This window comes from Thermotoga sp. RQ2, from assembly GCF_000019625.1.
Classification (GTDB): domain Bacteria; phylum Thermotogota; class Thermotogae; order Thermotogales; family Thermotogaceae; genus Thermotoga; species Thermotoga maritima.
In genome coordinates this window covers 307848-331433 of record NC_010483.1, presented here as the reverse complement: position 1 = coordinate 331433, position 23586 = coordinate 307848, and the positions used below count along the sequence as shown (strand labels likewise).

Genomic DNA, 23586 nt, shown 5'->3' with positions numbered 1-23586 from the left:
GGAATACGGTGTTGAGAAAAGACATAGGAATAGATCTCGGTACGGCAAACACCCTCGTCTTTCTCAGAGGGAAAGGCATCGTGGTGAATGAACCATCGGTGATAGCGATAGATTCGACCACAGGTGAGATACTGAAGGTCGGTCTCGAAGCGAAAAACATGATAGGAAAAACCCCCGCCACGATCAAGGCCATAAGGCCCATGAGGGATGGTGTCATAGCGGACTACACCGTGGCCCTTGTGATGCTCAGGTATTTCATAAACAAAGCCAAGGGCGGAATGAATCTGTTCAAACCTCGTGTGGTTATAGGAGTTCCCATAGGAATAACGGATGTGGAAAGGAGAGCCATTCTCGACGCAGGTCTCGAGGCGGGTGCCAGTAAGGTCTTTCTCATAGAAGAGCCCATGGCGGCTGCTATAGGTTCAAATCTCAACGTCGAAGAGCCCTCCGGGAACATGGTGGTGGACATCGGTGGAGGAACGACGGAGGTCGCCGTCATCTCCCTTGGAAGCATTGTCACGTGGGAGTCGATACGTATCGCTGGAGACGAAATGGACGAAGCCATAGTTCAGTACGTGAGGGAGACCTATCGGGTAGCGATCGGTGAAAGAACGGCCGAACGGGTGAAGATAGAGATAGGGAACGTCTTCCCATCCAAAGAAAACGATGAGCTCGAAACGACGGTTTCCGGGATAGACCTTTCCACCGGCTTGCCCAGAAAGCTCACTCTGAAAGGAGGAGAGGTGAGGGAAGCCCTCAGGAGTGTGGTGGTAGCCATAGTGGAGAGTGTGAGAACCACTCTGGAAAAAACGCCTCCCGAGCTCGTTTCCGACATCATAGAACGCGGAATTTTCCTCACCGGCGGCGGGTCTCTTCTAAGAGGGCTCGACACTCTGCTTCAGAAAGAAACGGGGATCAGTGTCATCAGGTCCGAAGAGCCGCTCACCGCTGTGGCTAAAGGAGCGGGAATGGTTCTGGACAAGGTGAACATTCTGAAGAAGCTTCAGGGTGCCGGGTGATGAAAAGACTGATCCTTTTTCTTCTCTTCCTCACCGTTTTCTTTCTGAACGAGACTTTCAACGTGTCTGACAAACTACAGCCCTTTTTTTACAGAATAACTTTCCCCTTCCTGAAGCTGAGAGCCACGGTTCAGGAAGTGATTTTGAGGTTTCAAAACAGGATCTATCCAGGTGATGTTTATCTGGGAACCAAGAGCGTGGGAAACCTTTTCTTTGTGACCGGGAAGGGAGAAGGTTTTTTCTACATTCTGGGAGAAGCGGAAGAAGGTGCCATCGTTCTCGATCCGCTGGAGAAGAGGTTCCTTGGGATAGTTGTGGAAAAAGGTCCTATTTCAAAGGTTATGAGAGTGTTTTCTGAAGATTTCGTGGAGAAGGTGAAGGTGGAGAACGACTACGAGTCTGTTGTGGGGGTCGTCAAAGGAGGGCACGTTCCCAGACTCTCTATCATTGAAGACATAGACGTGACGGGCTGGAAGGTGTACTTCGAAAGCGAAAAATGGAACGTGGCCTTCAAAGAGTACCTGTTCATAGGAACCGTGGCGGGACGTGATGAGGAGTACTTTCTGCTGAACGTGACACGGGACGTTCCGGACAGGGTGATCGTCATCGGGGTGGTAGAATGATCTATGTTCTTGCCTTTCTCAGCATCTTCTGGGACTACGTCTTCCAAGACGTTTTGAGTTTCTTTCCCGCCTTTCTGGGCCTTGCCTTCTGCAGGAGAACCATTCCTCTTTTGTTTATTGTGATTTTGATCAGACTCTTCGCAATTCCAGGATACTGGTATATCTTCGTTTTGATCGTATTTTTGATCCTTGACGCCTTGAGGGAGCATTTCTCTTCAGTGTTGCTCCCCGCTGTTGTCCTTGTGGCTGTCGGCTGTCTTGTCGGTGAAATTCGGATGCTGACGGTTTTGCTTTCCGCCGCCACTGGCATCGTGTTCATTCTGGGAGGATCGAAGCGGTGAAGAACAGGTTGATTCTGATCCTGATGGCCCTATCGTTTGTTCTGATCATCATGAAAGCTTTCCAGGTGCAGATCCTCGAACACGAGAAACACAAAAAGTACATAGACCTTCTTCAAACAAGGCTCGTGAAAATACCCGCTCCACGGGGAAAGATCATCTCAAGTGATGGAAAAGTGCTTGCAAAAGATGAAGTGGTGTACGTCCTCGATCCGTGGCTGAACAGCATAGATGAGCTGAAAAAAACAGGCCTCTTCACTCCCGAGGAGATTCTCTCACTTGTCAAAGGTGAATCCATAGTCATCGACAGGGCAAGAGCGGATGTGCTTTCGAAGGCTGGAATGCGGGTCGTCATGGATTACAGGAGAAAGTACGAGCCGCTCGCACCACACGTGGTTGGTTACGTGAACACAGACAGGTCGGGAATGTACGGTGTGGAGAGTGTGTACGACGAATTCCTGACGGGAACGGACGGTGTGAAGATGGTCTTTGTGGAGCCGTCCGGCGCGATATCTTCCGAGGTTCTTAGAAGCCCTCCAAAGCCCGGCGAAGATGTAACACTCACGATCGATACCAGGATACAGAAAGTTGCCGAAGAATCTCTCGAAAAAATCGGAAATCCGGGCTCTGTGATCCTCTCCGATGTCAGAACAGGTGAAATCCTCGCCCTCGCATCGTTCCCAGAATACGATCCCCAGGATTTTTACGAAGGCTTCACGAAAAGAGAGTGGGAAAGGTTTGCTAGAAATTCACCTTCTCCTTTGATCAACAGAGCGATATCTTCCGCGTACAGTCCAGGGTCTTCCATAAAGATACTCTGGGCCGTAGCCGCTTTGCTGAACGGTGTCGATCCGGAAGAGAAGATCAACTGCCGTGGAGTGTTCGATTACAGAAACAGCAGAGGTGAAGTGGTGGCGAGGTACAGGGACTGGAAAGAAGAGGGTCATGGCTTCACCGATCTCAGAAAGGCGATCAGGGTTTCCTGCAACGTCTACTTCTATCAGCTTGGGCTGAAGCTCGGTGTGGACAAAATGATGGAAATTGCGAAAAAGCTTGGCATCTTCGAAAAGACAGGAATAGACCTTCCAGGCGAGAAGAGCGGTACACTTCCATCACCCGAGTGGAAGATGTCCAAAATAGGAGAACCCTGGTATCCCGGTGACACCATCCTGATGTCCATCGGACAAGGGTACCTTACAGCCACTCCCATAGAGCTTCTGAAACTCGTTTCACTTGTGGCGAACGAAGGAATCTTCTACAGACCACACGTGGTGAAAAGAATCGGCTCGAAAGCGGTGGGACCGGAGATCGAAACGCAAGTTCAGATCGATGAGAAGATATGGAACTTTATCAAGGATGCCATGGTCGATGTGACGTCCTTCAAAGGGAACGAGAAGGAAGACCCCGGAACGGCGTACCACGTGTTCAGAGACTTTCCGTACAGAGTAGCCGGGAAAACAGGTACTGCAGAAGCTGGGAACGGTGCTCCTCACTCGTGGTTCATAGGCTTTGCTCCCGCGGAAAATCCAGAAGTTGCGATTGTGGTGATGGTGGAACACGGAGGATACGGTTCCGGTGCAGCATCCCAGATAGCAAGAAAGGTCCTGGAAGAATACTTCAAACTGAAAGAAAGTGCCCAAGAAACTCCCGCGTCCTCTCGTTTTCGGGATTAGAGAAGATCTTCTCGGGGGGTCCCATCTCGACGATTCTTCCCTCGTCCATGAAAACCACCCTGTCGGAGACGTCACGGGCGAACCTCATCTCGTGTGTCACGATCAGCATGGTCATACCCGATTGAGCCAGGTCTTTTATGACGTCGAGCACCTCTTTCACTAGCTCTGGATCGAGAGCGGAGGTGGGTTCGTCGAAGAGCATGAGTTCCGGGTCCATCATGAGGGCCCTCGCTATGGCCACCCTCTGCTGCTGTCCGCCGGAGAGGTTTCCGGGCTTTTCGTTTATCTTTTCGATGAGTCCAACCCTTTCCAAGAGCTTTTTCGCTTTTTCTACAGCTTCGTCTTTTTGCATGTTCTTCACCTTCATCGGAGCGAGTATGAGGTTGTTCAAAACAGAAAGGTGTGGAAACAGGTTGAACTGCTGAAAGACCATACCTATGGAACTCCTTATCCTGTTTATGTTTCTGTGGGTGATGAGCTCACCTTTGAAGTAGATCTTCCCCCGCTGATACTCCTCGAGCAGGTTTATACAGCGAAGAAGGGTGCTCTTTCCACTTCCGCTTGGACCGATGATAGAAATCACTTCACCCTTTTTCACCTCGAGATCTATTCCCTTGAGCACGTAGAGTTTTCCGAAATACTTGTGAAGATTTTCGACTTTTAAAACGGTCATACTTTCAACCTGCCTTCCACGAACTTCACCAGTCTGGAAACGGAGAAGGTGATGGCGAAGTAGATCAGCGCCACACCGCCGTATATGGGAAAACTCATGAATGTTCTGCTCACAATGTACTGAGCGCTTCTCATGAGTTCGACGGTTCCTATCACCATAGCAAGGGAACTGTCCTTTGCGAGGGCAATGAATTCGTTTCCAAGGGCTGGAAGTATGTGCCGGAAGGCCTGGGGAAGAATCACGTAGATCATCGCCTGTGCGTGTGACATGCCGAGAGATCTCGCCGCTTCGTACTGTCCCTTTGGAACGGATTGTATCCCCGCCCTCACGATCTCGGCGACGTACGCACCGCTGTTTATTCCGAGAGCAATAACGGCGGCTGTGAACCTGTCGAATTCGAGCCCCAGTTCGGGAAGTCCAAAGTACACGAGAAACAGCTGGACCATCAGGGGTGTTCCCCTGAGAAACTCCACGTAGACAGAGGACGGGTACCTTATGATCCGGTACTTCGAGAGCCTTCCCATGCCGACGAAGATCCCTATGGCGAGCCCTATGAGAACGGCCAGAGAAGTAAGCTGAAGGGTGCTCAGGGCACCCTTCAGAAGGAGCGGTAGATTATCCACAATCACGCTCAACCATTCCGGCATCTTTCACTCCTCCATCACTCTGAGAACCATTTTTCTATGAGCACGTCGTACGGACTCTTTTTGAGCTCTCTCAAAACGCTGTTGATGAATTCCAGAAGATCCGTGTCCTCTTTCCTCACGGCGATACCGTACTGCTCGCTGGAGAGCACTCCACTCGAGATAACAAGATCCGGATTCTTCGCCACAAAGGCCCTTGCCGTGGCGGAGTCCAGCACCACCGCGTCTGCTCGGCCTCTCTTCAGTTCGAGAAACGCGTCCGTGAATTTATCGAACCTGACGACCTTGATACCTTCGTACTTTGAAACCTCTATGTCTCCGGTGGTACCGATCTGAACGGCCACGGTTTTCCCCACGAGATCTTCGTAGGTCTTCGGTCGGAAGTCGCTGTCCTTCCTCACCACGATGACCTGTCCTGCGTCGAAGTACGGATCGGAGAAGGCCACGACCTTCTTTCTCTCCTCTGTGATCGTCATGCCGGAGATGATCACATCGATCTTCTTTGTGAGCAAGCTCGGAATGAGTCCGTCGAAGGTCATATCGACGATCTTCAGTTCAACACCGAGTCTTCTCGCGATTTCCTTTGCGAGATCGACATCGAAACCCACGATGTTTCCGCTCTCATCAACGAACTCGAACGGAGGAAAATCCGCAGAGAGTCCAACGAGCAGGTACCCTCTGCTTTTGATCTCGTTGATGACTCCAGAGAAGATCACGATCGAAACCAGAAGAACCAAAACCACGAGTAATTTTTTCATATTACCACCTCCGATTTATTATAACACAATGCTGCATATCAATGCTTTATGAAGAGCAGCCACAAAGCGAAGGCGAGAGCGAGAATCCACGTGAACCAGTGTACTTCTTTCGATTTCCCGGAGAAGAGCTTTACCAGTGCATAGGAGATGATGCCGAGCGCTATTCCATTGGCTATGGAGTACGTGAGTGGCATAGTTATAACGGTGATGAACGCGGGGAGCGCTTCTGTGATGTCGTCCCATTTCACTCTTCCAAGGTTTCCGATCATGAGCGCTCCAACGAAGATCAGAGCGGGAGCGGTCGCGTATCCAGGAACCGTCTGGGCGAGAGGGGCGAAGAAGAGCATGGCGAGCATACAGAGTGCAACGACGAGGGCCGTGAGGCCAGTTCTTCCTCCTTCCGCGATACCCGCACCGCTCTCGATGTACGTGGTCACCGTCGAAGTTCCAAAGAGTGCACCCACGGAAGTTCCTATCGCGTCCGCGAGGAACGCCCTGTTCGCCCTTGGAAGCTCTCCGTTTTTCATGAAACCGGCGCTCTGAGCGAGTCCTGTGATGGTACCGAGTGTGTCGAAGAAGTCAACGAAGAAGAAGGTGAGGACTACGATCCAGAAGTCAAGGCTCAAAAATCCAGAAAAGTCGAGCTTCATGAACGTCGGAGATATATCTGGAACAGGACCGACGATTCCCTGGTACTTCGTGACTCCTATGCCGGGGATGGCACCTACGAGTGTGGCCACGAGAATCCCTATCATCACCGCTCCCGGGATCTTCCTGTGGTAGAGCGCCACGATCACCAGGAGCCCCACGACCGTCACGAATACACCGGGATTCGTGAGATCACCGAGGGCAACGGAAGTGGCAGGATTGGATACAACGATTCCCGCGCTTCTCAACCCTATGAACGCGATGAAGAAACCGATACCCGCGGAGATGGCCACTTTTATGGACTCGGGTATGATCCCGGCGACGAACTTTCTGAACCCAACGAGTGTCAAGCCTATGAAGATCAGACCTTCAACGAACACGGCAGCGAGGGCCACTCTCCAGTCTATCCCCATGCCGAGACACACGGTGTAGGTGAAGTACGCGTTCAGTCCCATACCGGGTGCGAGTGCGAAAGGATAGTTCGCGAAGAAGGCCATGACGAGAGTGGCTGTGGCGGATCCCAGTATCGTTGCGACCATGAAGGCTCCGAAGAACTGCTGGTACAGGGGGCTGCTCGCGTCCACACCGACTGCCTGAACGAGGATGGAAGGATTCACAAAAACGATGTAGGCCATGGTGAGGAAAGTGGCGATACCCGCGAAGATCTCCGTTTTCACGTTCGTCCCGTTCTCTTTGAGACGGAACACACAGCTCACCTCCAAATATAAAAAATTTAAGGGGATCTCTGGATCCCGTACTTTGTTTTGATTTTCTCATGTTTTCTTTAAAGGAGTTTTAAACAAAAGAAAAGCGGGAGGAACAGCCTCCCGCTCACTCACCGTACTCTTCCTTGAGATACTCCCTTATCTTCTGATCCGCCGTCTTTATCGCAGTTTCCATGTCTACCTTTCCGTTGATGAAATCGGAGAACATGTTTCCAACCACCGTTCTGATCTCGTACCATACACCTATCTGCGGGTCGAACATGGCGTTGTCTATCTGCTTCAGCGGTATTTCGATCAGAGGATCGGATTTAGCCGCTTCCTTCCAGATCGACGTTTCAAGGGCGCTTCTCCTCACAGGTATGTACCCTGTGTTGATCGCCCAGTAAGCGGTGACCTCTGGTGAGATGAGGTACTTCATGAACTCCCAGGCGGCACGTTTTTCCTCATCGCTTGCCGTGTTGAACATGATGATGTCTGTTCCGGCGAACGGCACCTTGTTCGTCACCCAGGTGGGAACAGGTGCCCAGCTCCAGGTGAACTTCCCCTTCGTGGAGCTTTCCACGTAGGGTCTTCCCGCTATCGTGTCGATGTACATCATGATCTTCTGCTGACCGAAGATATCGTTGAGGTATCCACCCTGGAAGTACGCGATACCATCGTCCACCATCTTCTTCACGAAAGCGAGAACGTCCCTTGTTTCCTGACTGTCGATGTTGGAGACCCACTTTCCATCGACCTGCTTCAGGATGGAACCACCGCGCAGAAGAAGTAGTATCTGGAAGAAGTCAACGGTCGTTCTGAAGCCAAAACCGTACTGATCGATATTTCCATCTCCGTCGAGGTCTTCTGTCATGATTCGCGCCGCTTCGTAAAGCTCATCGATCGTTTTGGGAACATCCACGCCGTACATCGCAAAAGCATCCGCGTTGTAATAGAGTATGTAGAGACTCTTGTTGAACGGGACCGCGTAGATGGTGTCTCCCCACATGCAGTTGTCTCTCAAAGGCTTGAAGATGTCTTCCCACTCTTCCTTCGTGAGGCCTATCTTTGGATCGTTCACGAACTCGTTCAGAGGCTGCACGACACCGCTCTGGATGAGCTTCGCCGTCCAGTTGGAATAGGACTGCGAGATGGTGGGAAGTTCTCCTGCCTGTGCTGCCGCGAGGAGCTTCTGAGAGAGTGCACTGTAGTTTCCAACGTAGACCGCTTCGACCTCGATATCCGGGTGGAGTTCGTTGAAGGTGTTCACTATCTCTTGGAGAGTTTCACCGTGTCCCCCGCCCATGGCGTGCCAGAACGTGACCTTCACCTTCGCGAGGGCAAAAACACTGAGAACCACCATGAGAACAACGAGAAATTTCTTCACAGGAATCCCTCCTTTCTCGATGTTTTCCCCTTGAATTATACCGCATAGGTTATAATTTGAATGTGAAGAAACTCAAGGAAAGAGAGGTCTGAGTATGAAACCCTCGAAGAAGCTGAGAGAAGCGGTTCTTGCGTACCTCTTTCTTCTTCCGTCACTTGTGATCCTTGGGATGTTCGTCTTCTGGCCAGTTGGATTCTCTTTCGTTCTGAGCTTCTTCAAGTGGGACTTCAGGAACATGAAGAATCCCTACTTCACGGGTCTTGACAACTACATCGAGATCTTCAAGTTCGACTACCCGCCGAAGTACTCTTTCGTCTTCACCGTTTTGAACACCTTCTTTCACCTTGCGGTTGCCGGCGCGATCGTGATGCTGATCGTCCACCTGATCAAGAAAAGAACCCTCTCAGGTATCATCTCCAACGCCGCTGTAGTACTGGTTTACATCGTTTTGAACCTCTTCAACGTGGAAAATCCTATCCTCTCCTTCCTGATTGCGGCTATCTCTTGGAGCTGGCTGGTGTACGACTTCAAGCGAGTGGAGTTCAAGAACACCTGGTTCTGGTTCATTCTGTTTCTTGCGGTCTTCGTTTTCGTGGAGCTGAACTCGTCTCTTCCGGGACTTGTGAACTTTTTGCTCGACGCGAAGGACAAGAATCTCTTCCTGAAGGCGCTCACCAACACGCTGTACTACGTGATACTGAGTGTGCCTTCACAGATCTTCCTTTCTCTCATGATCGCTCTTCTTCTGAACAGCAACGTGAAGTTCAGGGTGTTCTTCAGGACCGCCTACTTCATACCCTTCGTCACATCAGTTGTGGCCATATCCCTCGTCTGGAAGTGGATCTTCAACGACGAATTCGGTCTTTTGAACTACATCCTCTCTCTGTTCAACATAGAACCCATCTCCTGGCTGAAAGACGAAAGATGGACCATTCCCACGATAGCCATCGTCTCCGTCTGGAAGACCGTCGGGTACGATGCGGTGATCTTCCTTGCGGGGCTCCAGAACATAGACAGGTCTTACTACGAAGCGGCGGAGGTGGATGGTGCGAGTTCTTTGCAGAAGTTCTTCTACATCACCTGGCCGCTTTTGTCGCCGACGACCTTCTTCCTGCTCATAGTTTCCCTAATAGGAGCCTTCAAGGTCTTTGCGGAAGTCTACGTTCTCTACGATGGACTTCCGGGACCGTACAACAACAGCGGTATGACGCTCGTGTACTACGTGTTCGACCTGTTCTACAGACAGCAGAGAATGGGAATTGCCTCGGCGGCGGCCTACATCCTCTTTGCGATCATTCTGATATTCACCTTCATCCAGTACAGAGTTGGGAGAAGAGCGGTCGAATATGTCTCGTGAGGTGATAGCGTGAAGAAGCTGGTCATATACATCCTTCTCATATTCGGTGCCGTTGTCATGCTGGGGCCTTTCATCTGGATGCTGCTCACCTCCTTCAAAGCACCTTCGGAGGTTCAGCAGTGGCCCCCGAGCTTCTACACGAAGAATTTCGCTTTCTCGCGCGATGTAAAAGTGATCCTGAAACCGGGCGTCCAGAGGGTCGCAAAAGGAGTCAGCCTGAGAGAAGCGTACGCTCTGAAAACAGCAGAGGAAAATCTGCTCACCATCACGGTGAACGACGACCCGTTCTACAGAGGAACGATGACGATCCCCCTCAAAGGGGCAAAATACACAACAGGGGTGGATGTTGAAAGAGTCAAAGAACTCTCCTCGAAATCCCCGGTGGAATTCTCCTGGAAAACACCGGAAGAGTTTTTCGAACAGTTCTTCATATACTACAAGAGCGGTGCGGATCCGTACTTTCAGAGGGCAAAGCTGGTGAACGAAATTCTGAGTTCAACTGAAGGGGCTCTGAGAACCATCTCTCAGATGAAGCGCTTTGTGGACATCAGAATAAAAGATGAGAAGGAAAGGAAAAGATTTCTTTCTTTTCTCGAGACCGTGAGCAGTGAACTCTCTTCTTTCCAGGAAAAGGTGCTCGGCATGAAGGCGGGTACCACTCTCATTCTCTCCGACGAAGAAGTGAAGAAACTCTATGAACTTCTCGATGGTTTACAGCTCGAATATTCTGGAGACAACCCGCTCGTTCCTGTCTACAGAAAGAACGTGGCCTCTCCCTTCGAAGAGGTGAAAAGAAACGTCTCCTACTACCTTGAGGTCAGCGGCTTCTTCCAGAGCGTTCAGAAACTTGCCGTGGAAAAAGACATCGTCGCCCGCTCGATGAAAAAAGATGAAAGAAAGGCTCTCTTTTTGAAAAAGATCGGAAACTTCCCCGACAGAGAGCTCGTGGAAAGGCTCCTGGAGGAATCGGAAAGCCCCGTTGAGGACTACGTCTCTTTGAAAGAGAAAGAACTCTCAGAGAAACACCGCGTGGATCTTCTCACCATCGCTTCGGTGAAGCCGGTTGTTTCTTCTCTGATCTCCCTCGCGCAGGAAAACGGAATCGAAACAGAAAATTTCTCGCAAATGATCTCTGAAATGGACGTCAAACTCGCTGGAAGCAACACCTATAAAATTTTGAAGTCGAAACTCTCTCAGCTTGGTCTGGATGAAGAGTTTCTCAACGAAGTCGCCAGTTATCTCAGAAACGTCTCTCTTCTCAGAAAGGCCTACGAGGACACGATGAGTTCGTGGAAAATCGTGGACGCCCCGGACTTCGTGAAAGAAGTCCGTGTGAAGGGAGGAGAAGTGATAGAGATCCTTCTGGAGGGTGTTCCTTCTGTCTTTCTGAGCGACGAGCCCATCGACTCTGTGAAACTCAAGTTCTCGTTTTCCGAGGTGCTGGCCAACATCTTTCAGAACTACGTCGATGCCTGGAACGCCGCTCCGTTCCCGAGGTACTACTTCAACACGTTCTTAGTTGCGACAACAACGACACTGCTCGAGGTGGTCACCGCCTCCCTGGCCGCGTACGCCTTCTCCTGGATGGTCTTTCCCGGAAGGGACTTCATCTTCGGACTCTTCCTTGCGACCATGATGATCCCGGGTGAGGTGCTCCTCGTTCCCAACTTCATCACGATCTCGAAACTCGGCTGGATCGACACTTACTACGCCCTCATAATTCCCTGGATCGTCAGTGTCTTTGCAATATTCCTTCTGAGACAGCACTTTTTGACCATACCGAGAGAACTCTTCGACGCGGCGAAGATAGACGGGTGTTCTCACTGGAGATTTCTCTGGCAGATGGTGGTGCCTCTCAGCAAACCTGCCGTCATCACCTCCGCACTTCTCAAATTCGTTGGAAGCTGGAACGCGTTCCTGTGGGTCCTCATCGTCACGAACAGCGAAAAGTACAGAACACTGCCCGTGGGACTCCAGGCGTTCAGTTCAGACGTGGGAACTCAGTACAACCTGCTCATGGCGGCCGCTACGTTCTCGATACTCCCCGTGGTGATACTCTTCATCTTCACCCAGAAGTACTTCATTCAGGGAATCGCGAGGACCGGATTGAAATGAAGGAGGCGATGATATGAAAAAGCTCGTTCTTCTGCTTCTGATTCTTTCCTGTGCGGTCTTTGGAGAGATCTTCTACGGAAACCTTCACTCGCACACGTCTTACTCCGACGGTTCCGGAACACCGGACCAGGCCTACGAATACGCGAAAAGGTACCTCGACGTTCTCGCGGTGACGGACCACGCTTACTACTTCGCCCAGAAGATCAACGGAAAGACAAAACCCTATTTGACGAAGCTTGCCGCGGAGAGGCACACAAAAGACGGTGAATTCGTCGCACTTCAGGGTTTCGAATGGACCGCGGGAGTGGGGCACATAAACGTGTACGAGTCTCTCGAGTGGATCGACAGAAACCAGGAAAGTTCTCTAGAAGGTTTCTACAGGTGGCTCGTTGAACACAAAAAACTCGCCCAGTTCAACCACCCCATAAGCACCTTTGGCACCTTCGATTCGTTCCGCTATTTTCCTGAAGCGGACCAGTATGTGAATCTGATCGAGGTGGGAAACGGGAACTGGTCCTCCGGAGACGTGATAAACGAAGAGATGTTCGGAAACTACATCCTCGCTCTGAACAAAGGATGGCACCTCGGTGCTACCGTGGGACAGGACAACCACAAGCCTAACTGGGGGAGCGCGAACGAAGGAAGAACCGGTATCGTAGCAGACGCTCTGACCTACGACGACATCATGGATGCCCTCTGGAAGAGGCACACCTTCGGAAGCGAAGACAAGAACGTCAAAGCGCTCTTGAAGAGCGGCTCCCATCTGATGGGGGATATCGTTTCTGTGGAAGATCTCTCTCCACAGACGATCAGCCTCGAGTACGAAGACACGGAAAAACTCCTCTATCTTGCCGTTATCTCTCAGAGCGGGACCGTTCTGGAGCTCAGACCTAACACGGAGCAACTGAACTTGACCCTTTCGGTCACGCCTCCAGATGGATACGAGTGGTACTTCGTCTATATGAAACAGTTCGACGGTGATGAGATAGTCACCTCACCGATCTGGTTCCAGACACCTTCTCCTGTCTATGTGAACAGTGTGAGAGTCTCTCCAGAAGAGATACACGACGGTGAATCGGCGAAGGTCTACTTCGAGATCTACAACGTGACCGGTGAGGACCAGAATGTGAAGCTTTCTGTCCTTCTCGATGAAAACCCGCTGAGAGAAGTGGAAATGAAGTTCTCACCGTACCAGGTGAAAAGGTTCGTCGTTCCCACAGAACCGTTGGAGAAAGGCTACCATCGTGTTTCCTTCGTTGTGGATGGAAAACTCGTCCAGTCGAGCGGTTTCTCTGTGAAAGAGAAACTGAAGGGTGTGATCATGATCGACACGCTCCACGAGAACGATCACCTGGAAGAACTCAAAGCGCTCGTAGAAGAACTGGAAAAGAGAGGCTACAACGTGAAGTACCCGAAAGTGATGCTGAAGGACCTGGAAGGTGTGGACATCCTCATCATCTCAACTCCCAAAGAAGGCGGATTGAGCTTTGCAAAGAAGCTTTCAGACAAAGAGCTCGAGGCTATTGAGAACTTCAAGGGTAAAATATACATCGTCCCGGGTGGTGATGAGGAGTACAGGAAGATCTATCTGGAGAAGATAAAAGGGGAGGTCGTCACGCTCGAGGAATTGAGAAAGAAACTGCTCGAGGAGTGATGAATGTTGAAGAGACTTGGAATAGTCGGCTTTGGAGCGAGCGCCATCGGGTTCATCAACGGCCTTGTAGAGAGCGAAAGGGTGAAAGACTACAGAATCACCGTTCTGGAGAGGGGAAGAGACTACTCCCACAACACCATCTCCGGTGTGAGGATGGATGGGAAGATCTTCATCTCCCACGGCATGGGAGGAGAGATCTACATTCCCCTTGAGATCCAGGCGAAGACGGTGGAGTTCTACCTGAAGTTTTCCGGCTACACTCCCACCGTCGATAAAAGAGAAGGCATCGTGAACTACCTGAAGTCCTTCGAAAGGGATGGCAGGAAGATAGAGTTCGGAGAGTCCTTCTCGAACGAAGAGATCTACAAGCGCTTCTATCACCACGGCTTCGAACCGGTGAAGTCCTATTTCTTCCATCTTGGAACGGACATCCTGAAAGAGACTAACAAGAACATATACGAGTACTTCTCCTCCTTTGAGAACATAGAGTTTTTCTTTGGAACCGCTGTGGAGGATGTGGAGTTCGGCCCTCCCCACAGGGTGCACACGAACAGGGGAGAGTTCGAGTTCGACGAGCTCGTGATCGCCGTTGGAAGAAGCGGACACAGACTCATGGAGCGTCTCAAAGAGAAATATCCACAGCTTGTCAAGCCGAACCAGTTCGTCGACATCGGTGTCAGGTACGAACTCCCGAACCACGTGATGGATCCATTCTCCGATATGTACGAGGTGAAGGTTCGCTACAGGACCAAAACGGGTTACATCTGCAGGATCTTCTGTCAGAACCCGGCAGGGAAGGTGACCCTGGAAAAGTACGAGGACTTCACCACGGTGAACGGATACTCGGACAGTCTTCGAAAGACAGAGAACACGAACTTTGCCATCCTGGTCACCACGCGTTTTACAGAGCCCTTCAAAGACCCGACGGGCTACGGGGTGAATCTCGCAAAGCTTGCAAACATCCTCGCAGGAGACAGGGAAAAAGTGATTCTCCAGACGTATGGTGATTTCAAAGAGTTCAGAAGGACCAAAAGGCTTGGAAGGGTCCACCCCACCCTGGACCCGGAAAGTTACATTCTCGGAGACGCGAACCTCGTGTTCCCCTCGAAGATAAGAGAGTCCCTTGTGGACTTCGTTGAGAACCTCGACAGGGTGATACCGGGGGCTGCTTACTTCGACAACCTGCTCTACGCGGTCGAGGTGAAGTTCTACACCAACAAGTTCCTCAACGACGTGGTGGAAGACCTTCACGTCATCGGAGACTGTTCAGGCTGGACAAGATCGGTCCAGTACGCCACATCGATGGGCTACATGAGAGCAATGGGAATGAAGATTCAGCCCCTGTGAGAGAGAATCGCAAAGAATCCCCACTCTATGAGAAGAACAGAGAAGAAAACAACGAAACCTTCCCAGAAGGTGAACCTGTGGACACCGAAAACGTGAAGCACAAGAACGAGGGCTATCGCACAGGAGACAAGCCCGTTAGGGAAGCCCTTCCTCACGAGGGCGTTCACCCCCGTGTAACCAAAGAGTGCCGCAAAGACAAAGCCCAGAAACTTTCCAAAGGAAACATCGAAGACGTTGAAGACAGAAAGAAGAATGAGTACCCCAAGGAGTATCAGGACCATTCCGAAGAATCTCAAGTCCATCCCTCCCTCATTTGCACTCGAGAATATTCTACCACTTTAAAACCTGTGTTAGAATAACCTTAAAGGGAGGTAGAAATATGTTATCACCAACGGAAAAAAGGTATCTACTCGCCGTTCTTTTGACAACGGAAGAGGGAAGCACGAGACTGAAGAGAGTATCGGACTTTTTGAAAGTGAAAATGCCCTCCGCGAAGCAGATTCTGGAAGACCTCGCGAACAAAAAGCTCGTAAATTACGTGAGAAGAGGTCCTATCTCTCTGACAAAAAAGGGAATGGAACTCGCTCAAAAAGAGCTTGAGCGCTTCAACAACCTGAAGGAGTTTTTGAAGAAGATCCTGTTCCTCGATGAGGAAGAGGCAGAAAAGGGTGCGTGGGAGATCTTCTTCAATCTCGAGGAGAGTATCGCCGATAGGGTCGTTGATTTCATGAACTTCCTCACCCACTGTCCACACATAACGCCGATATGCATAAAGGGCTTCAAAGAATATCTGGAAACAGGAGAGTTTCCAACCCTTTGCAGACTCAAAAGGTGATGGTATAATCGTGAGAGTGAAATCCCGCTCCACCCGTCCGGAGGTGGGGCCGAACGTCCGAGGGAGGTGAGTTTTTGTGGCTTACGTGAAGGAGAGGATCTACGAGAGCATGTTCATCATCGCTCCAAACGTACCAGAAGAAGAAAGAGAAAAACTCGTCGAAAGAGTCAAAGGAATCATCGAAGAGAGGGTCAAGGGAAAGATCGACAAAGTCGAAAGGATGGGCATGAGGAAGTTCGCCTACGAGATCAAAAAGTTCAGCGAAGGAGACTACACGGTGATCTACTTCAGGTGTGACGGACAGCACCTTCAGGAACTGGAGAATTTCTACAGGATAACCCCGGAGATCATCAGATGGCAGACCTTCAGAAGGTTTGACCTGGAAAAGAAAGAGAGAAAGGCGCAGAGAGAAAAGGCAGCTGCTGAAGCTATCGAGTCGAGTGAAGGAGGATCCGAAGCTTAATGTCTTTCTTCAACAAGATCATACTCATAGGAAGACTCGTGAGAGATCCCGAAAAGAGATACACGCTCAGCGGAACTCCCGTCACCACCTTCACGATAGCGGTGGACAGGGTTCCCAGAAAGAACGCGCCGGACGACGCTCAAACGACTGATTTCTTCAGGATCGTCACCTTTGGAAGACTGGCAGAGTTCGCTAGAACCTATCTCACCAAAGGAAGGCTCGTTCTCGTCGAAGGTGAAATGAGAATGAGAAGATGGGAAACACCGTCTGGAGAAAAAAGGGTATCTCCAGAAGTTGTTGCAAACGTTGTGAGATTCATGGACAGAAAGCCCACCGAAACAGTCAGCGAGACTGAAGAGGAACTGGAGATACCGGAGGAAGACTTTTCCGGCGATACCTTCAGTGAAGATGAACCACCATTTTGAGGGAGGTGTGTTTGATGGCTTACAGGAGGAGAAAGAAGAAGGTCAAGAAGTGCAGACTCTGTGAAATGAAATTGGATTACGTTGATTATAAAGACACAAGGCTTCTCAGTGAATTTCTCACCGACAAGGGAAAGATCATTCCAAAAAGGCTCACCGGAACGTGCGCCAAGCATCAGAGAATGGTGAAGGTGGCCATCAAGAGGGCAAGACAGATGGGACTACTTCCTTACCTGAAGATATGAAAGAAGGGCGCTTCGGCGCCCTTCTTCATTCTCCGTCCTCTTCAGTGTCTTCTTCGAAGAAGATCTCTTCGATATCGGGTATGCTGTTCTGCCACTTTTCGAAGACTTTCTGAGCCGTTGCGTATTCTACTCCTTCCAGCATCACGCCTTCCGGAGTGTCGTCTGCTTTGAAGATGTAGACTTCACCGAGGTCTTCGATCATGTCTCTTGCGTCGTTCAGGAAGACTTCTTCGCAGACCCAAAAGATATTTCCTTCGTCCTCCACTTCTCCCAGCTTGTGGAAGAAGACTTCGTTTCCATCCTGATCGATCAGGCTGAAAACTTCCGTTGTGTGTTCGTGTTCATGTTCATGCTCGTGCATACTCATAATAAAAACCTCCTTGACAAAAAACTGGGCTCTGAGAAATACTACCATTTGTGGAGGATAAAATCAAGTGGCTGGTGTGATCTTCCAAAGACTCGATCTTCGGGAGGTCCTGAAACCGTGGAAATAAAGCGTCTCACAGAGAGAGTGGCCTACGTTCCAAATCCGGTGAACATAGGTGTTGTGTACACAGAAAGCACCGCCGTTCTCGTGGACAGCGGGCTCGATGAGAGCGTTCCAAGAAAGATTTCTCGACTTCTGGAAAAGCCTCCTTTGTATCTCATAAACACCCACTCTCACGCCGACCACTGCGGTGGGAACGCCTTTCTGAAAAAGCGCTTCTCCACCCGCGTGTTCGCCCCAAAGATGGAAAAAGAGATCATAGAAAACACCGTCTTTGAGCCTTTCTACCTGTACGGTGCTCATCCTCCAGGTGAACTCAGAAACAAGTTTCTCATGGCAGACCCCTCCGCTGTCGATGAGGCGATCGAAGAGGGAACCATCACGATTGAGAGCGTGGATCTTGAGATAGTACCTCTTTCTGGACACTCACCGAACCAGATCGGAGTGGCTGTGGATGGTGTCCTTTTCTGTGCAGACGCCGTGTTTTCTGAAGAAACACTGAGAAAACACAGAATATTCGTCATCTACAGCGTGGAGAAGTTCCTTGAAACGCTCGACTTTCTTGAAAAGACAAACTACAGCTGCTACGTTCCGTCTCATGGTGAAGTGACTCGAAACATCGGTGAACTTGTGGAGAAAAACAGAAAGGCAGTGGAGAACATCATCAACGCCGTTCTGGAAGTCGCAGAAAGTCCTGTGAGCACAGACGAACTGATGAAACAGCTCTTCGATAGATTCAAAATCACCCTGGAGAATCTCACACAGTATGTACTCTACAGATCCACCGTTCACGCGTATCTGAGCTTTCTTCTGGACAGGAAAGAGATAGAGAGGGAATTCAGAGACAACGTTCTTGTGTGGAGGCAGTGCTGATGCTGGTGAACTGGATGTTCCTTGGACTCGAGTATCTTGTGGGAGTTCTTCTTGTTTTCTTTGCGATACGTTTCTTCGGCCTGAAAGGAATGTACGCTCTTGGAGCGATTCTTGTTCTCTACATGAACGTCGCCGTTTTGAAGGCGTACGAACTGCTTCCCGGTGTTCAGCTGTACGCCGGGGTTTTCCTCGGGCCTTTCTTTGTCACGCTGATCGCCATCGTGACCGAGGTGTACGGGTACAGAGAGGCGCAGAGACTGGTGGCGGTGGGTTTCTTTGCCCAGGTCGTGTTTCTGGTGGGGATGCTGATCGCGCTCGGTTACATCCCTTCCAGCGAAGATTGGGCACACGAACACATGAAGGCTCTCTTTCTCCCCGTCTGGAGAACCACGCTCTTCAGCTGGCTTGCGTTCATCGCGTCCGGTATATTCAAGGCGAGGTTTCAGGATTTTTTGAAGGGAACGAAGGGACTTTTCGGAAAACACCTGTGGCTGCGCGACAACGCTGCAACGAAACTGGCCCAGCTTGTGGACAACGTGATCTTCTTCTACGGAGCCCTCACCGGGTACTTCTCCCTGAGAACGATCACGGTCTTTCTGATCTGGACCACGCTCTTTGAGTGGCTCTTCGACTACCTTGACACGTGGGTCGTAGTGAAGGGTGTGGGGTGGATGTTGAACAGCAGTGAACCTTATCTTCAGAAGGAGTGAGCGGTTTGAAAGTGCTCGTCATTGGATACATGCACCTGAGAAACGACAAGAGGGTCTTCAGAACAGTTCAGGCTCTGTCCAAGAAAGGTGAAGTTATTTACCAGTACTGGACGGAGAAAGAAGAGCTACCTTTTAAGGAGAATAACATCAGATACATCCCCGTGAAATGTTCGAACAGGGGAAATATTTTCCAGAAAGCCGTTGAAAGAAAACAATTCGATGAAAAAATCTGTCATCTTGTAGAGAGTGAGGATTACGATATCCTCTACATGCATCACTTTCCGGCTACAAAACCTCTAAAACCCTTCGTTGTGGCTAAAAAGCGTGGAAAAAAGATCGTCTACGATATACACGAGTATCATCCTCAGAATTTTCTCAAAACTCTTCCCAGGCCTTTGAGTGATCTGAAAGAATTTGTGATGTGGAGGATATTCAAAAAACAGCTTCAGCTGTCTGACCTGTGTATCTTCGTCTCTGAAGAAACACGGAACGATGTTGTGGCAAAGACCGGACTGAACCCGGAGAAAACTTTCGTTGTACCAAACTACGCATCGATGAAAATCGAACCAGATCCGGATAAAAAGAGGATGGAAATCGTTCTGGTAGGAAAAACAACGAGAAATCTCATTCATGAAAAGAGGCTCGTAAAAGCACTTGTCGAAAGAGGATTTTCCTTCAGAATAATAGGAATGGATTCAGAAACGTTTTCCGATGTTCCGCACACGTACACATCTTTTCTGCCGTACGAAAAGATGATGGGAGAACTCTCAAAAAGCATGTTTTCATTGATATCGTACAGCACTATCGGGAGAGAAGATTACAAGAACGATCTGTACGCTCTGCCGCACAAATTCTACGACTCCATCGCTGCCGGAACACCCGTTATCGTGAAGAATTCTTTCGTTTCGATGGCAAAGATAGTTGAGGATCTGGGAATAGGAGTTGTTATAGACCCGGCAAACGTTGAAGAAAGCTTGAAGAGAATAGAAAACGCCTGTCAGAGATATGAAGAGATACTGGAGAATATTAGAAGACATCAGGAGGGATTCGTGTGGGACAAGAAGAAGGAAGAAGAATTTCTGGAAAGAGTCATGGGTTGAGAGTACTCTCACTGGTCGGTGCAAGGCCTCAGATCATAAAAGAGGCGATGCTTCACAGGGAATTCAAAGAGAAGGGGATAGAGGAGATCCTCGTTCACTCCGGACAGCACTACGACTACAACATGTCAGATGTGTTCTTTGAAGTTCTTGAAATCAGACAACCTCATTACAATCTCAACGTGGGATCTGGAACACATGGAGAAATGACGGGAAAGATCATGATCGAGTTTGAAAAGGTTCTCCTCAGGGAAAAACCTGATCTTGTTCTGGTTTACGGTGACACCAACACGACTCTGGCTGGCGCGCTCGTGGCTGCAAAACTCAAAATACCTGTCGCACACGTTGAGGCAGGGTTGAGACAGCATCCCAAAGACATGCCCGAGGAGATAAACAGGATCGTCACAGATCGAGTCTCTCAGATTCTTTTCTGTCCAAGCAAACTCGCGGTGAAGAATCTCGAGAGAGAAGGAATCACAGAAGGAGTTTACTTTGTGGGGGATGTGATGTACGATCTTTTCCTGAAAATGGAGGATAGATTCAGATACGATGTGTTCGAAAAGCTGGGGCTGAAAGAGAACGAATTCATTCTCGTTACTCTCCACAGGGATTTCAACGTGGACGATCCAGTGAAGCTGAGAAAGATTTTAGAGCAACTCAAAAGAATCTCCAGAGAGAAGAAAGTAGTCTTTCCCATCCATCCCAGGACGAAAAATAGAGTGAAGGAATTCGGCCTCGAAAACCTCCTGGAAGGTATGGTTGTGATAGACCCGGTAGATTATCTGAACCTCATGGGACTCGTAAAAAGGTGTTGGAAGGTGGTGACAGACAGCGGTGGTCTTCAGAAAGAAGCGTATTTTGCGGGGAAAAGAGCGATAGTCGTGATGCCGGATACGGGCTGGAGAGAACTCGTCAAAGCGGGATGGAACAAGTTAGCCAGCGAAGAGAATCTCTTCGACGTGACCATGGAAGAAGACCGTTCGGACTATCCATCAGGACTGTACGGCGACGGAAACGCCGCTGGAAAGATCGTTGAGGTGATAGAGGAATGGTTTCGAAGCCTTCGAGGAATTCATTGAGTCTCTTTGAGTGAAGAAAGAGCGCACAAGTCCCGGTGATAACACAAACTAAAAAATCCAGAACTACACGAGAAAAACATCCACCCGTGGTTTCAGATACACCCGAGAGTCGTCAGAATCCCTCTAAGGGATTGAAAGGAAGTCATGAAAAAGCTCTGTCTATGCTGTGGAGCGAGAGTGTGAGATGGAGCAGTAAAATGTGGTGAGTACCTGGTTTCGGGAGATCTTGACGATACCCTCAGAATCTGAAGAGTCTCTGATGGTAGATTGATCAAAACGTTGAAAGAGCACACAAAAATCGTGAGATCTGTTACCTTTTCACCGAATGGAAAATACCTGGCTGTAGGTGATATTTGCGGCACCGTTGAGATCTGGCGTGTTTTATAATAGTTTGAGAAGTCCCCATTGAAAGGTGGTATTGATCTGGAGAGAAGCAAAGACTGGTTGGATGCGGCAAAAGATGATCTGGAGCATGCAAAACACGATTTGGAGCACGGCTTCTACAACTGGGCATGCTTTTCTTCCCAGCAGGCAGCAGAAAAAGCCGTGAAAGCTGTGTTCCAGAGAATGGGTGCACAGGCATGGGGATATTCTGTACCGGATTTTCTCGGGGAACTCTCCAGCCGTTTTGAAATCCCTGAAGAACTCATGGATTTCGCCCTTGAACTGGACAAAGCCTATATCCCCACCAGGTACCCGGATGCCCTTCCTTCCGGATCTCCCAGAAACAGGTATTCCAGAATTGAAGCCGAAAGGCTGGTGAACTATGCTGAAAAGATCATCCGATTCTGCGAAGATCTTCTATCCAGAATATAAAAGGGAAAAGGTCCTGGGAATCATCAGGAATTCCCTTCCACAACTCCTGAAGAAACTTCCTGTGAGACTTGTGGTACTTTTCGGCTCTTATGCAAAGGGGAATTTCACCGCCTTCAGTGATATCGATCTCCTTGTGGTTTATGATGATCCAATCAGAGAAGATGCCTACAAAATAGTGAAAAGGACCATCAAATTGAAAGGACTGGAACCGCACGTCTACTCTCTGAGTGAATACAAACAGATGGAAAAGACCATCTCGAAGATGATCGAGGGTGGAGTGGTTGTTTATAAAGCGTTATAGAAATCTCGACAACCTCGACAAACTCGACAGACGCCGAACGGGATCGACAAACCGTCAGATCTCCATGTAACTGAACTTTCCAGAGATCCTGTAGCCTTCCTTTTCAACAAGGAGTATCCGCTTTTGAAGGAGTTGATCCATGACTGAGTACGCCGTTGTTCGCTTGAAGCCCTCTTTCTGAAGTGTTTCTATGATCTTTTCTCTGGAGTAGACAGAACCTCTCAGGACTCGAATGGCCTTTTTCTGGTTTTCTGTCAGGTTCAGAGTCAGCCCGGTGTACTCTGATATCGTCCTGTTGATCGTGTTGATCAGATCCTCTTTACTCAACAGTTCCTTGTGAATGTTGTCGTAGATCGCCTTTGTCAATATCCACAGGCCGTCTCTTGGGTTTCCATCGGAAAAACCGGCCACTATATCGAGCACTCCGTCTTCGATGAGTTCAATGTAAGATCCAAGCCTTTTGATGATCAACTCTTTGATCTCAAGTTTCTTCAGAGTCTCAACAAAAACGATGTCCGTGAATATGTTTTCCAGATTTCCTGCTTCGTTCCATCTCAGTCTGTCGGCAGCGTATTCGCGGTATATCGAAAAGGGAAGAGAAAGTATGACGACAAAGTCCTCCATGATGATGAAGTTCTTTATCGAATCTATCACCCTGAGAACGTCTTCCTTCTTCTCCTTGTCCAGTTCGTCTATGATCAGAAGGAATTTTCCCTTTCTCTGAACCGTCTGTTTTATCAGTTCTCCGAGTTTTTCTCTGGCTTCGAAGAAGTTGAACCTCGGTCTGATCGATTTCTCGTGTGTCAGGCTGGCGTTCACACCAAAGGAAACACCAAGGGAAAAGCCCTTTATGGTTGAAACTTCATCCGTTATCCACTTTCTAACCTCTTTTGCAAGATCCGACACTCCCTCCACCTTCTCCAGGGAAAGCGCCAGACTGTGCAAAAGATCGTAGAGTATGCTCTCCATGGAGTCTCTGAGCGAGATGTTCACCCTGACCGTGAATACTCCTTCCGGGTTCACGAAGTTGAGTACCGTCGTTTTTCCAATGCCCGTCTCTCCAGAAACACCAACAATCCCAAAAGGTTGATGAAGTGCTATTGAGTTCAGATAGTTTATCTCCCTGGCCCTGTTCACCAGGTACTCTGATTCGCCTTCTCTGAGCGGTCTGTCCACCAGAACACTCAAAAGATCGGCCACCGTTTGCTTCACAAAATCACCCCTGTATTATTTTCTGTTTTGTTTAGATTATACTACAAATTCCTGTTACCGTCTCGACACCGTCGACAAACTCGACAGACACCGGACAGGTTCGACA

27 protein-coding genes are annotated in these 23586 nt (G+C 49.5%); 19 read left to right on the top strand and 8 right to left on the bottom strand.

The features are described from left to right. Positions 1 to 8: 8 nt before the first annotated feature. Genes TRQ2_RS01765 through TRQ2_RS01750 form a run of 4 tightly spaced genes read left to right on the top strand, consistent with a single transcriptional unit; the run spans position 9 to position 3653 of the window. Positions 9 to 1019: a rod shape-determining protein gene (locus TRQ2_RS01765; RefSeq protein ID WP_010865154.1), complete on the top strand. Its 1011-nt coding sequence runs from the start codon at positions 9 to 11 to the stop codon at positions 1017 to 1019. Continuing rightward, the gene (locus tag TRQ2_RS09870) at positions 1019 to 1642 is read left to right on the top strand and encodes a hypothetical protein (protein WP_012310490.1); all 624 of its coding nucleotides are present in this window, start codon (positions 1019 to 1021) and stop codon (positions 1640 to 1642) included. The genes TRQ2_RS01765 and TRQ2_RS09870 overlap by 1 nt, the downstream gene beginning before the upstream one ends. Continuing rightward, positions 1639 to 1983: a hypothetical protein gene (locus TRQ2_RS09865; protein WP_004081266.1), complete on the top strand. Its 345-nt coding sequence runs from the start codon at positions 1639 to 1641 to the stop codon at positions 1981 to 1983. The genes TRQ2_RS09870 and TRQ2_RS09865 overlap by 4 nt, the downstream gene beginning before the upstream one ends. After that, on the top strand, positions 1980 to 3653 hold the full coding sequence (locus tag TRQ2_RS01750; protein ID WP_012310489.1) for a penicillin-binding transpeptidase domain-containing protein: 1674 nt from the start codon (positions 1980 to 1982) through the stop codon (positions 3651 to 3653). Before TRQ2_RS09865 ends, TRQ2_RS01750 begins: the two co-directional genes overlap by 4 nt. Here the strand turns inward: TRQ2_RS01750 and TRQ2_RS01745 are convergent. The 5 genes from TRQ2_RS01745 to TRQ2_RS01725 form a co-directional block, all read right to left on the bottom strand. Next, positions 3598 to 4326 (bottom strand): amino acid ABC transporter ATP-binding protein, encoded by a 729-nt coding sequence (locus tag TRQ2_RS01745; protein ID WP_012310488.1) that lies wholly within the window; start codon positions 4324 to 4326, stop codon positions 3598 to 3600. The genes TRQ2_RS01750 and TRQ2_RS01745 overlap by 56 nt on opposite strands. After that, complete coding sequence (locus TRQ2_RS01740; RefSeq protein ID WP_012310487.1) at positions 4323 to 4973, bottom strand: amino acid ABC transporter permease; 651 nt, start codon at positions 4971 to 4973, stop codon at positions 4323 to 4325. Before TRQ2_RS01740 ends, TRQ2_RS01745 begins: the two co-directional genes overlap by 4 nt. Positions 4974 to 4987: 14 nt before the next feature. Beyond that, positions 4988 to 5728: a basic amino acid ABC transporter substrate-binding protein gene (locus TRQ2_RS01735; RefSeq protein WP_012310486.1), complete on the bottom strand. Its 741-nt coding sequence runs from the start codon at positions 5726 to 5728 to the stop codon at positions 4988 to 4990. A 38-nt stretch (positions 5729 to 5766) separates the two neighbouring features. Next, complete coding sequence (locus tag TRQ2_RS01730) at positions 5767 to 7083, bottom strand: NCS2 family permease (protein WP_012310485.1); 1317 nt, start codon at positions 7081 to 7083, stop codon at positions 5767 to 5769. Positions 7084 to 7207: 124 nt separating this feature from the next. Then, positions 7208 to 8467 (bottom strand): ABC transporter substrate-binding protein, encoded by a 1260-nt coding sequence (locus TRQ2_RS01725; RefSeq protein WP_012310484.1) that lies wholly within the window; start codon positions 8465 to 8467, stop codon positions 7208 to 7210. Positions 8468 to 8561: 94 nt separating this feature from the next. Here TRQ2_RS01725 and TRQ2_RS01720 point away from each other — a divergent pair, with 94 nt between their 5' ends. The 4 genes from TRQ2_RS01720 to TRQ2_RS01705 are packed head-to-tail and all read left to right on the top strand — an operon-like array spanning position 8562 to position 14940. Further along, positions 8562 to 9824 carry a carbohydrate ABC transporter permease gene (locus TRQ2_RS01720; protein ID WP_012310483.1) on the top strand — a complete coding sequence of 421 codons (1263 nt, stop codon included), beginning with the start codon at positions 8562 to 8564 and terminating at the stop codon, positions 9822 to 9824. A 9-nt stretch (positions 9825 to 9833) separates the two neighbouring features. Further along, positions 9834 to 11939 carry a carbohydrate ABC transporter permease gene (locus TRQ2_RS09860; RefSeq protein WP_012310482.1) on the top strand — a complete coding sequence of 702 codons (2106 nt, stop codon included), beginning with the start codon at positions 9834 to 9836 and terminating at the stop codon, positions 11937 to 11939. Between the two features lie 13 nt (positions 11940 to 11952). Beyond that, the gene (locus TRQ2_RS01710) at positions 11953 to 13593 is read left to right on the top strand and encodes a CehA/McbA family metallohydrolase (RefSeq protein WP_012310481.1); all 1641 of its coding nucleotides are present in this window, start codon (positions 11953 to 11955) and stop codon (positions 13591 to 13593) included. A gap of 3 nt (positions 13594 to 13596) precedes the next feature. Continuing rightward, positions 13597 to 14940, top strand: a complete 1344-nt coding sequence (locus TRQ2_RS01705; protein ID WP_012310480.1) for an NAD(P)/FAD-dependent oxidoreductase — start codon at positions 13597 to 13599, stop codon at positions 14938 to 14940. Here the strand turns inward: TRQ2_RS01705 and TRQ2_RS01700 are convergent. Continuing rightward, positions 14928 to 15242, bottom strand: a complete 315-nt coding sequence (locus TRQ2_RS01700) for a hypothetical protein (RefSeq protein ID WP_238514460.1) — start codon at positions 15240 to 15242, stop codon at positions 14928 to 14930. The two genes, TRQ2_RS01705 and TRQ2_RS01700, sit on opposite strands and share 13 nt — an antisense overlap. A 77-nt stretch (positions 15243 to 15319) precedes the next feature. Here TRQ2_RS01700 and TRQ2_RS01695 point away from each other — a divergent pair, with 77 nt between their 5' ends. The 4 genes from TRQ2_RS01695 (at position 15320) to rpsR (ending at position 16905) form a co-directional block, all read left to right on the top strand. After that, on the top strand, positions 15320 to 15775 hold the full coding sequence (locus TRQ2_RS01695) for a metal-dependent transcriptional regulator (RefSeq protein ID WP_012310478.1): 456 nt from the start codon (positions 15320 to 15322) through the stop codon (positions 15773 to 15775). 76 nt (positions 15776 to 15851) lie between these two features. After that, complete coding sequence (rpsF, locus tag TRQ2_RS01690; RefSeq protein WP_012310477.1) at positions 15852 to 16238, top strand: 30S ribosomal protein S6; 387 nt, start codon at positions 15852 to 15854, stop codon at positions 16236 to 16238. Next, positions 16238 to 16663 carry a single-stranded DNA-binding protein gene (locus TRQ2_RS01685; protein WP_012310476.1) on the top strand — a complete coding sequence of 142 codons (426 nt, stop codon included), beginning with the start codon at positions 16238 to 16240 and terminating at the stop codon, positions 16661 to 16663. The genes rpsF and TRQ2_RS01685 overlap by 1 nt, the downstream gene beginning before the upstream one ends. A gap of 14 nt (positions 16664 to 16677) precedes the next feature. After that, positions 16678 to 16905: a 30S ribosomal protein S18 gene (rpsR, locus tag TRQ2_RS01680; protein WP_012310475.1), complete on the top strand. Its 228-nt coding sequence runs from the start codon at positions 16678 to 16680 to the stop codon at positions 16903 to 16905. A 25-nt stretch (positions 16906 to 16930) separates the two neighbouring features. Here rpsR and TRQ2_RS01675 read toward each other — a convergent pair whose 3' ends face one another. Beyond that, entirely contained in the window at positions 16931 to 17272 is a 342-nt protein-coding gene (locus TRQ2_RS01675) for a hypothetical protein (protein ID WP_041434285.1), read from the bottom strand. A 117-nt stretch (positions 17273 to 17389) separates the two neighbouring features. On the opposite strand from TRQ2_RS01675, the gene TRQ2_RS01670 reads away from it, so the two are divergent. The 7 genes from TRQ2_RS01670 (at position 17390) to TRQ2_RS01645 (ending at position 22268) form a co-directional block, all read left to right on the top strand. Then, positions 17390 to 18265 (top strand): MBL fold metallo-hydrolase, encoded by an 876-nt coding sequence (locus tag TRQ2_RS01670; protein ID WP_012310473.1) that lies wholly within the window; start codon positions 17390 to 17392, stop codon positions 18263 to 18265. Then, entirely contained in the window at positions 18265 to 18975 is a 711-nt protein-coding gene (locus TRQ2_RS01665; protein ID WP_012310472.1) for a queuosine precursor transporter, read from the top strand. Before TRQ2_RS01670 ends, TRQ2_RS01665 begins: the two co-directional genes overlap by 1 nt. A 5-nt stretch (positions 18976 to 18980) precedes the next feature. Further along, a complete protein-coding gene (locus tag TRQ2_RS01660; RefSeq protein WP_011942974.1) occupies positions 18981 to 20075 on the top strand; it encodes a glycosyltransferase family 4 protein in 1095 nt (364 codons plus the stop codon). After that, positions 20072 to 21151, top strand: coding sequence for a non-hydrolyzing UDP-N-acetylglucosamine 2-epimerase (gene wecB, locus TRQ2_RS01655; RefSeq protein ID WP_012310471.1), 1080 nt, complete (start codon positions 20072 to 20074; stop codon positions 21149 to 21151). The genes TRQ2_RS01660 and wecB overlap by 4 nt, the downstream gene beginning before the upstream one ends. Before the next feature lie 267 nt (positions 21152 to 21418). Beyond that, positions 21419 to 21538, top strand: coding sequence for a WD40 repeat domain-containing protein (locus TRQ2_RS09585; RefSeq protein WP_010865162.1), 120 nt, complete (start codon positions 21419 to 21421; stop codon positions 21536 to 21538). An 18-nt stretch (positions 21539 to 21556) separates the two neighbouring features. Further along, positions 21557 to 21967: a HEPN domain-containing protein gene (locus TRQ2_RS01650; RefSeq protein WP_012310470.1), complete on the top strand. Its 411-nt coding sequence runs from the start codon at positions 21557 to 21559 to the stop codon at positions 21965 to 21967. Next, positions 21918 to 22268: a nucleotidyltransferase domain-containing protein gene (locus TRQ2_RS01645; RefSeq protein ID WP_012310469.1), complete on the top strand. Its 351-nt coding sequence runs from the start codon at positions 21918 to 21920 to the stop codon at positions 22266 to 22268. Before TRQ2_RS01650 ends, TRQ2_RS01645 begins: the two co-directional genes overlap by 50 nt. A gap of 54 nt (positions 22269 to 22322) precedes the next feature. Here the strand turns inward: TRQ2_RS01645 and TRQ2_RS01640 are convergent, their stop codons facing one another. Further along, a complete protein-coding gene (locus TRQ2_RS01640) occupies positions 22323 to 23480 on the bottom strand; it encodes an AAA family ATPase (RefSeq protein WP_011942970.1) in 1158 nt (385 codons plus the stop codon). Positions 23481 to 23586: the final 106 nt, after the last annotated feature.

Coding starts and splice junctions, on each gene's coding strand:
- TRQ2_RS01645 (WP_012310469.1), top strand. CDS start 21,918: ATGCTGAAAAGATCATCCGATTCTGCGAAGATCTTCTATCCAGAATAT.
- TRQ2_RS01720 (WP_012310483.1), top strand. CDS start 8,562: ATGAAACCCTCGAAGAAGCTGAGAGAAGCGGTTCTTGCGTACCTCTTT.
- TRQ2_RS01700 (WP_238514460.1), bottom strand. CDS start 15,242: ATGGACTTGAGATTCTTCGGAATGGTCCTGATACTCCTTGGGGTACTC.
- TRQ2_RS01675 (WP_041434285.1), bottom strand. CDS start 17,272: ATGAGTATGCACGAGCATGAACATGAACACGAACACACAACGGAAGTT.
- TRQ2_RS01740 (WP_012310487.1), bottom strand. CDS start 4,973: ATGCCGGAATGGTTGAGCGTGATTGTGGATAATCTACCGCTCCTTCTG.
- TRQ2_RS01695 (WP_012310478.1), top strand. CDS start 15,320: ATGTTATCACCAACGGAAAAAAGGTATCTACTCGCCGTTCTTTTGACA.
- TRQ2_RS01685 (WP_012310476.1), top strand. CDS start 16,238: ATGTCTTTCTTCAACAAGATCATACTCATAGGAAGACTCGTGAGAGAT.
- TRQ2_RS01745 (WP_012310488.1), bottom strand. CDS start 4,326: ATGACCGTTTTAAAAGTCGAAAATCTTCACAAGTATTTCGGAAAACTC.
- TRQ2_RS01705 (WP_012310480.1), top strand. CDS start 13,597: ATGTTGAAGAGACTTGGAATAGTCGGCTTTGGAGCGAGCGCCATCGGG.
- TRQ2_RS01665 (WP_012310472.1), top strand. CDS start 18,265: ATGCTGGTGAACTGGATGTTCCTTGGACTCGAGTATCTTGTGGGAGTT.
- TRQ2_RS01735 (WP_012310486.1), bottom strand. CDS start 5,728: ATGAAAAAATTACTCGTGGTTTTGGTTCTTCTGGTTTCGATCGTGATC.
- rpsR (WP_012310475.1), top strand. CDS start 16,678: ATGGCTTACAGGAGGAGAAAGAAGAAGGTCAAGAAGTGCAGACTCTGT.
- TRQ2_RS09870 (WP_012310490.1), top strand. CDS start 1,019: ATGAAAAGACTGATCCTTTTTCTTCTCTTCCTCACCGTTTTCTTTCTG.
- TRQ2_RS09865 (WP_004081266.1), top strand. CDS start 1,639: ATGATCTATGTTCTTGCCTTTCTCAGCATCTTCTGGGACTACGTCTTC.
- TRQ2_RS01710 (WP_012310481.1), top strand. CDS start 11,953: ATGAAAAAGCTCGTTCTTCTGCTTCTGATTCTTTCCTGTGCGGTCTTT.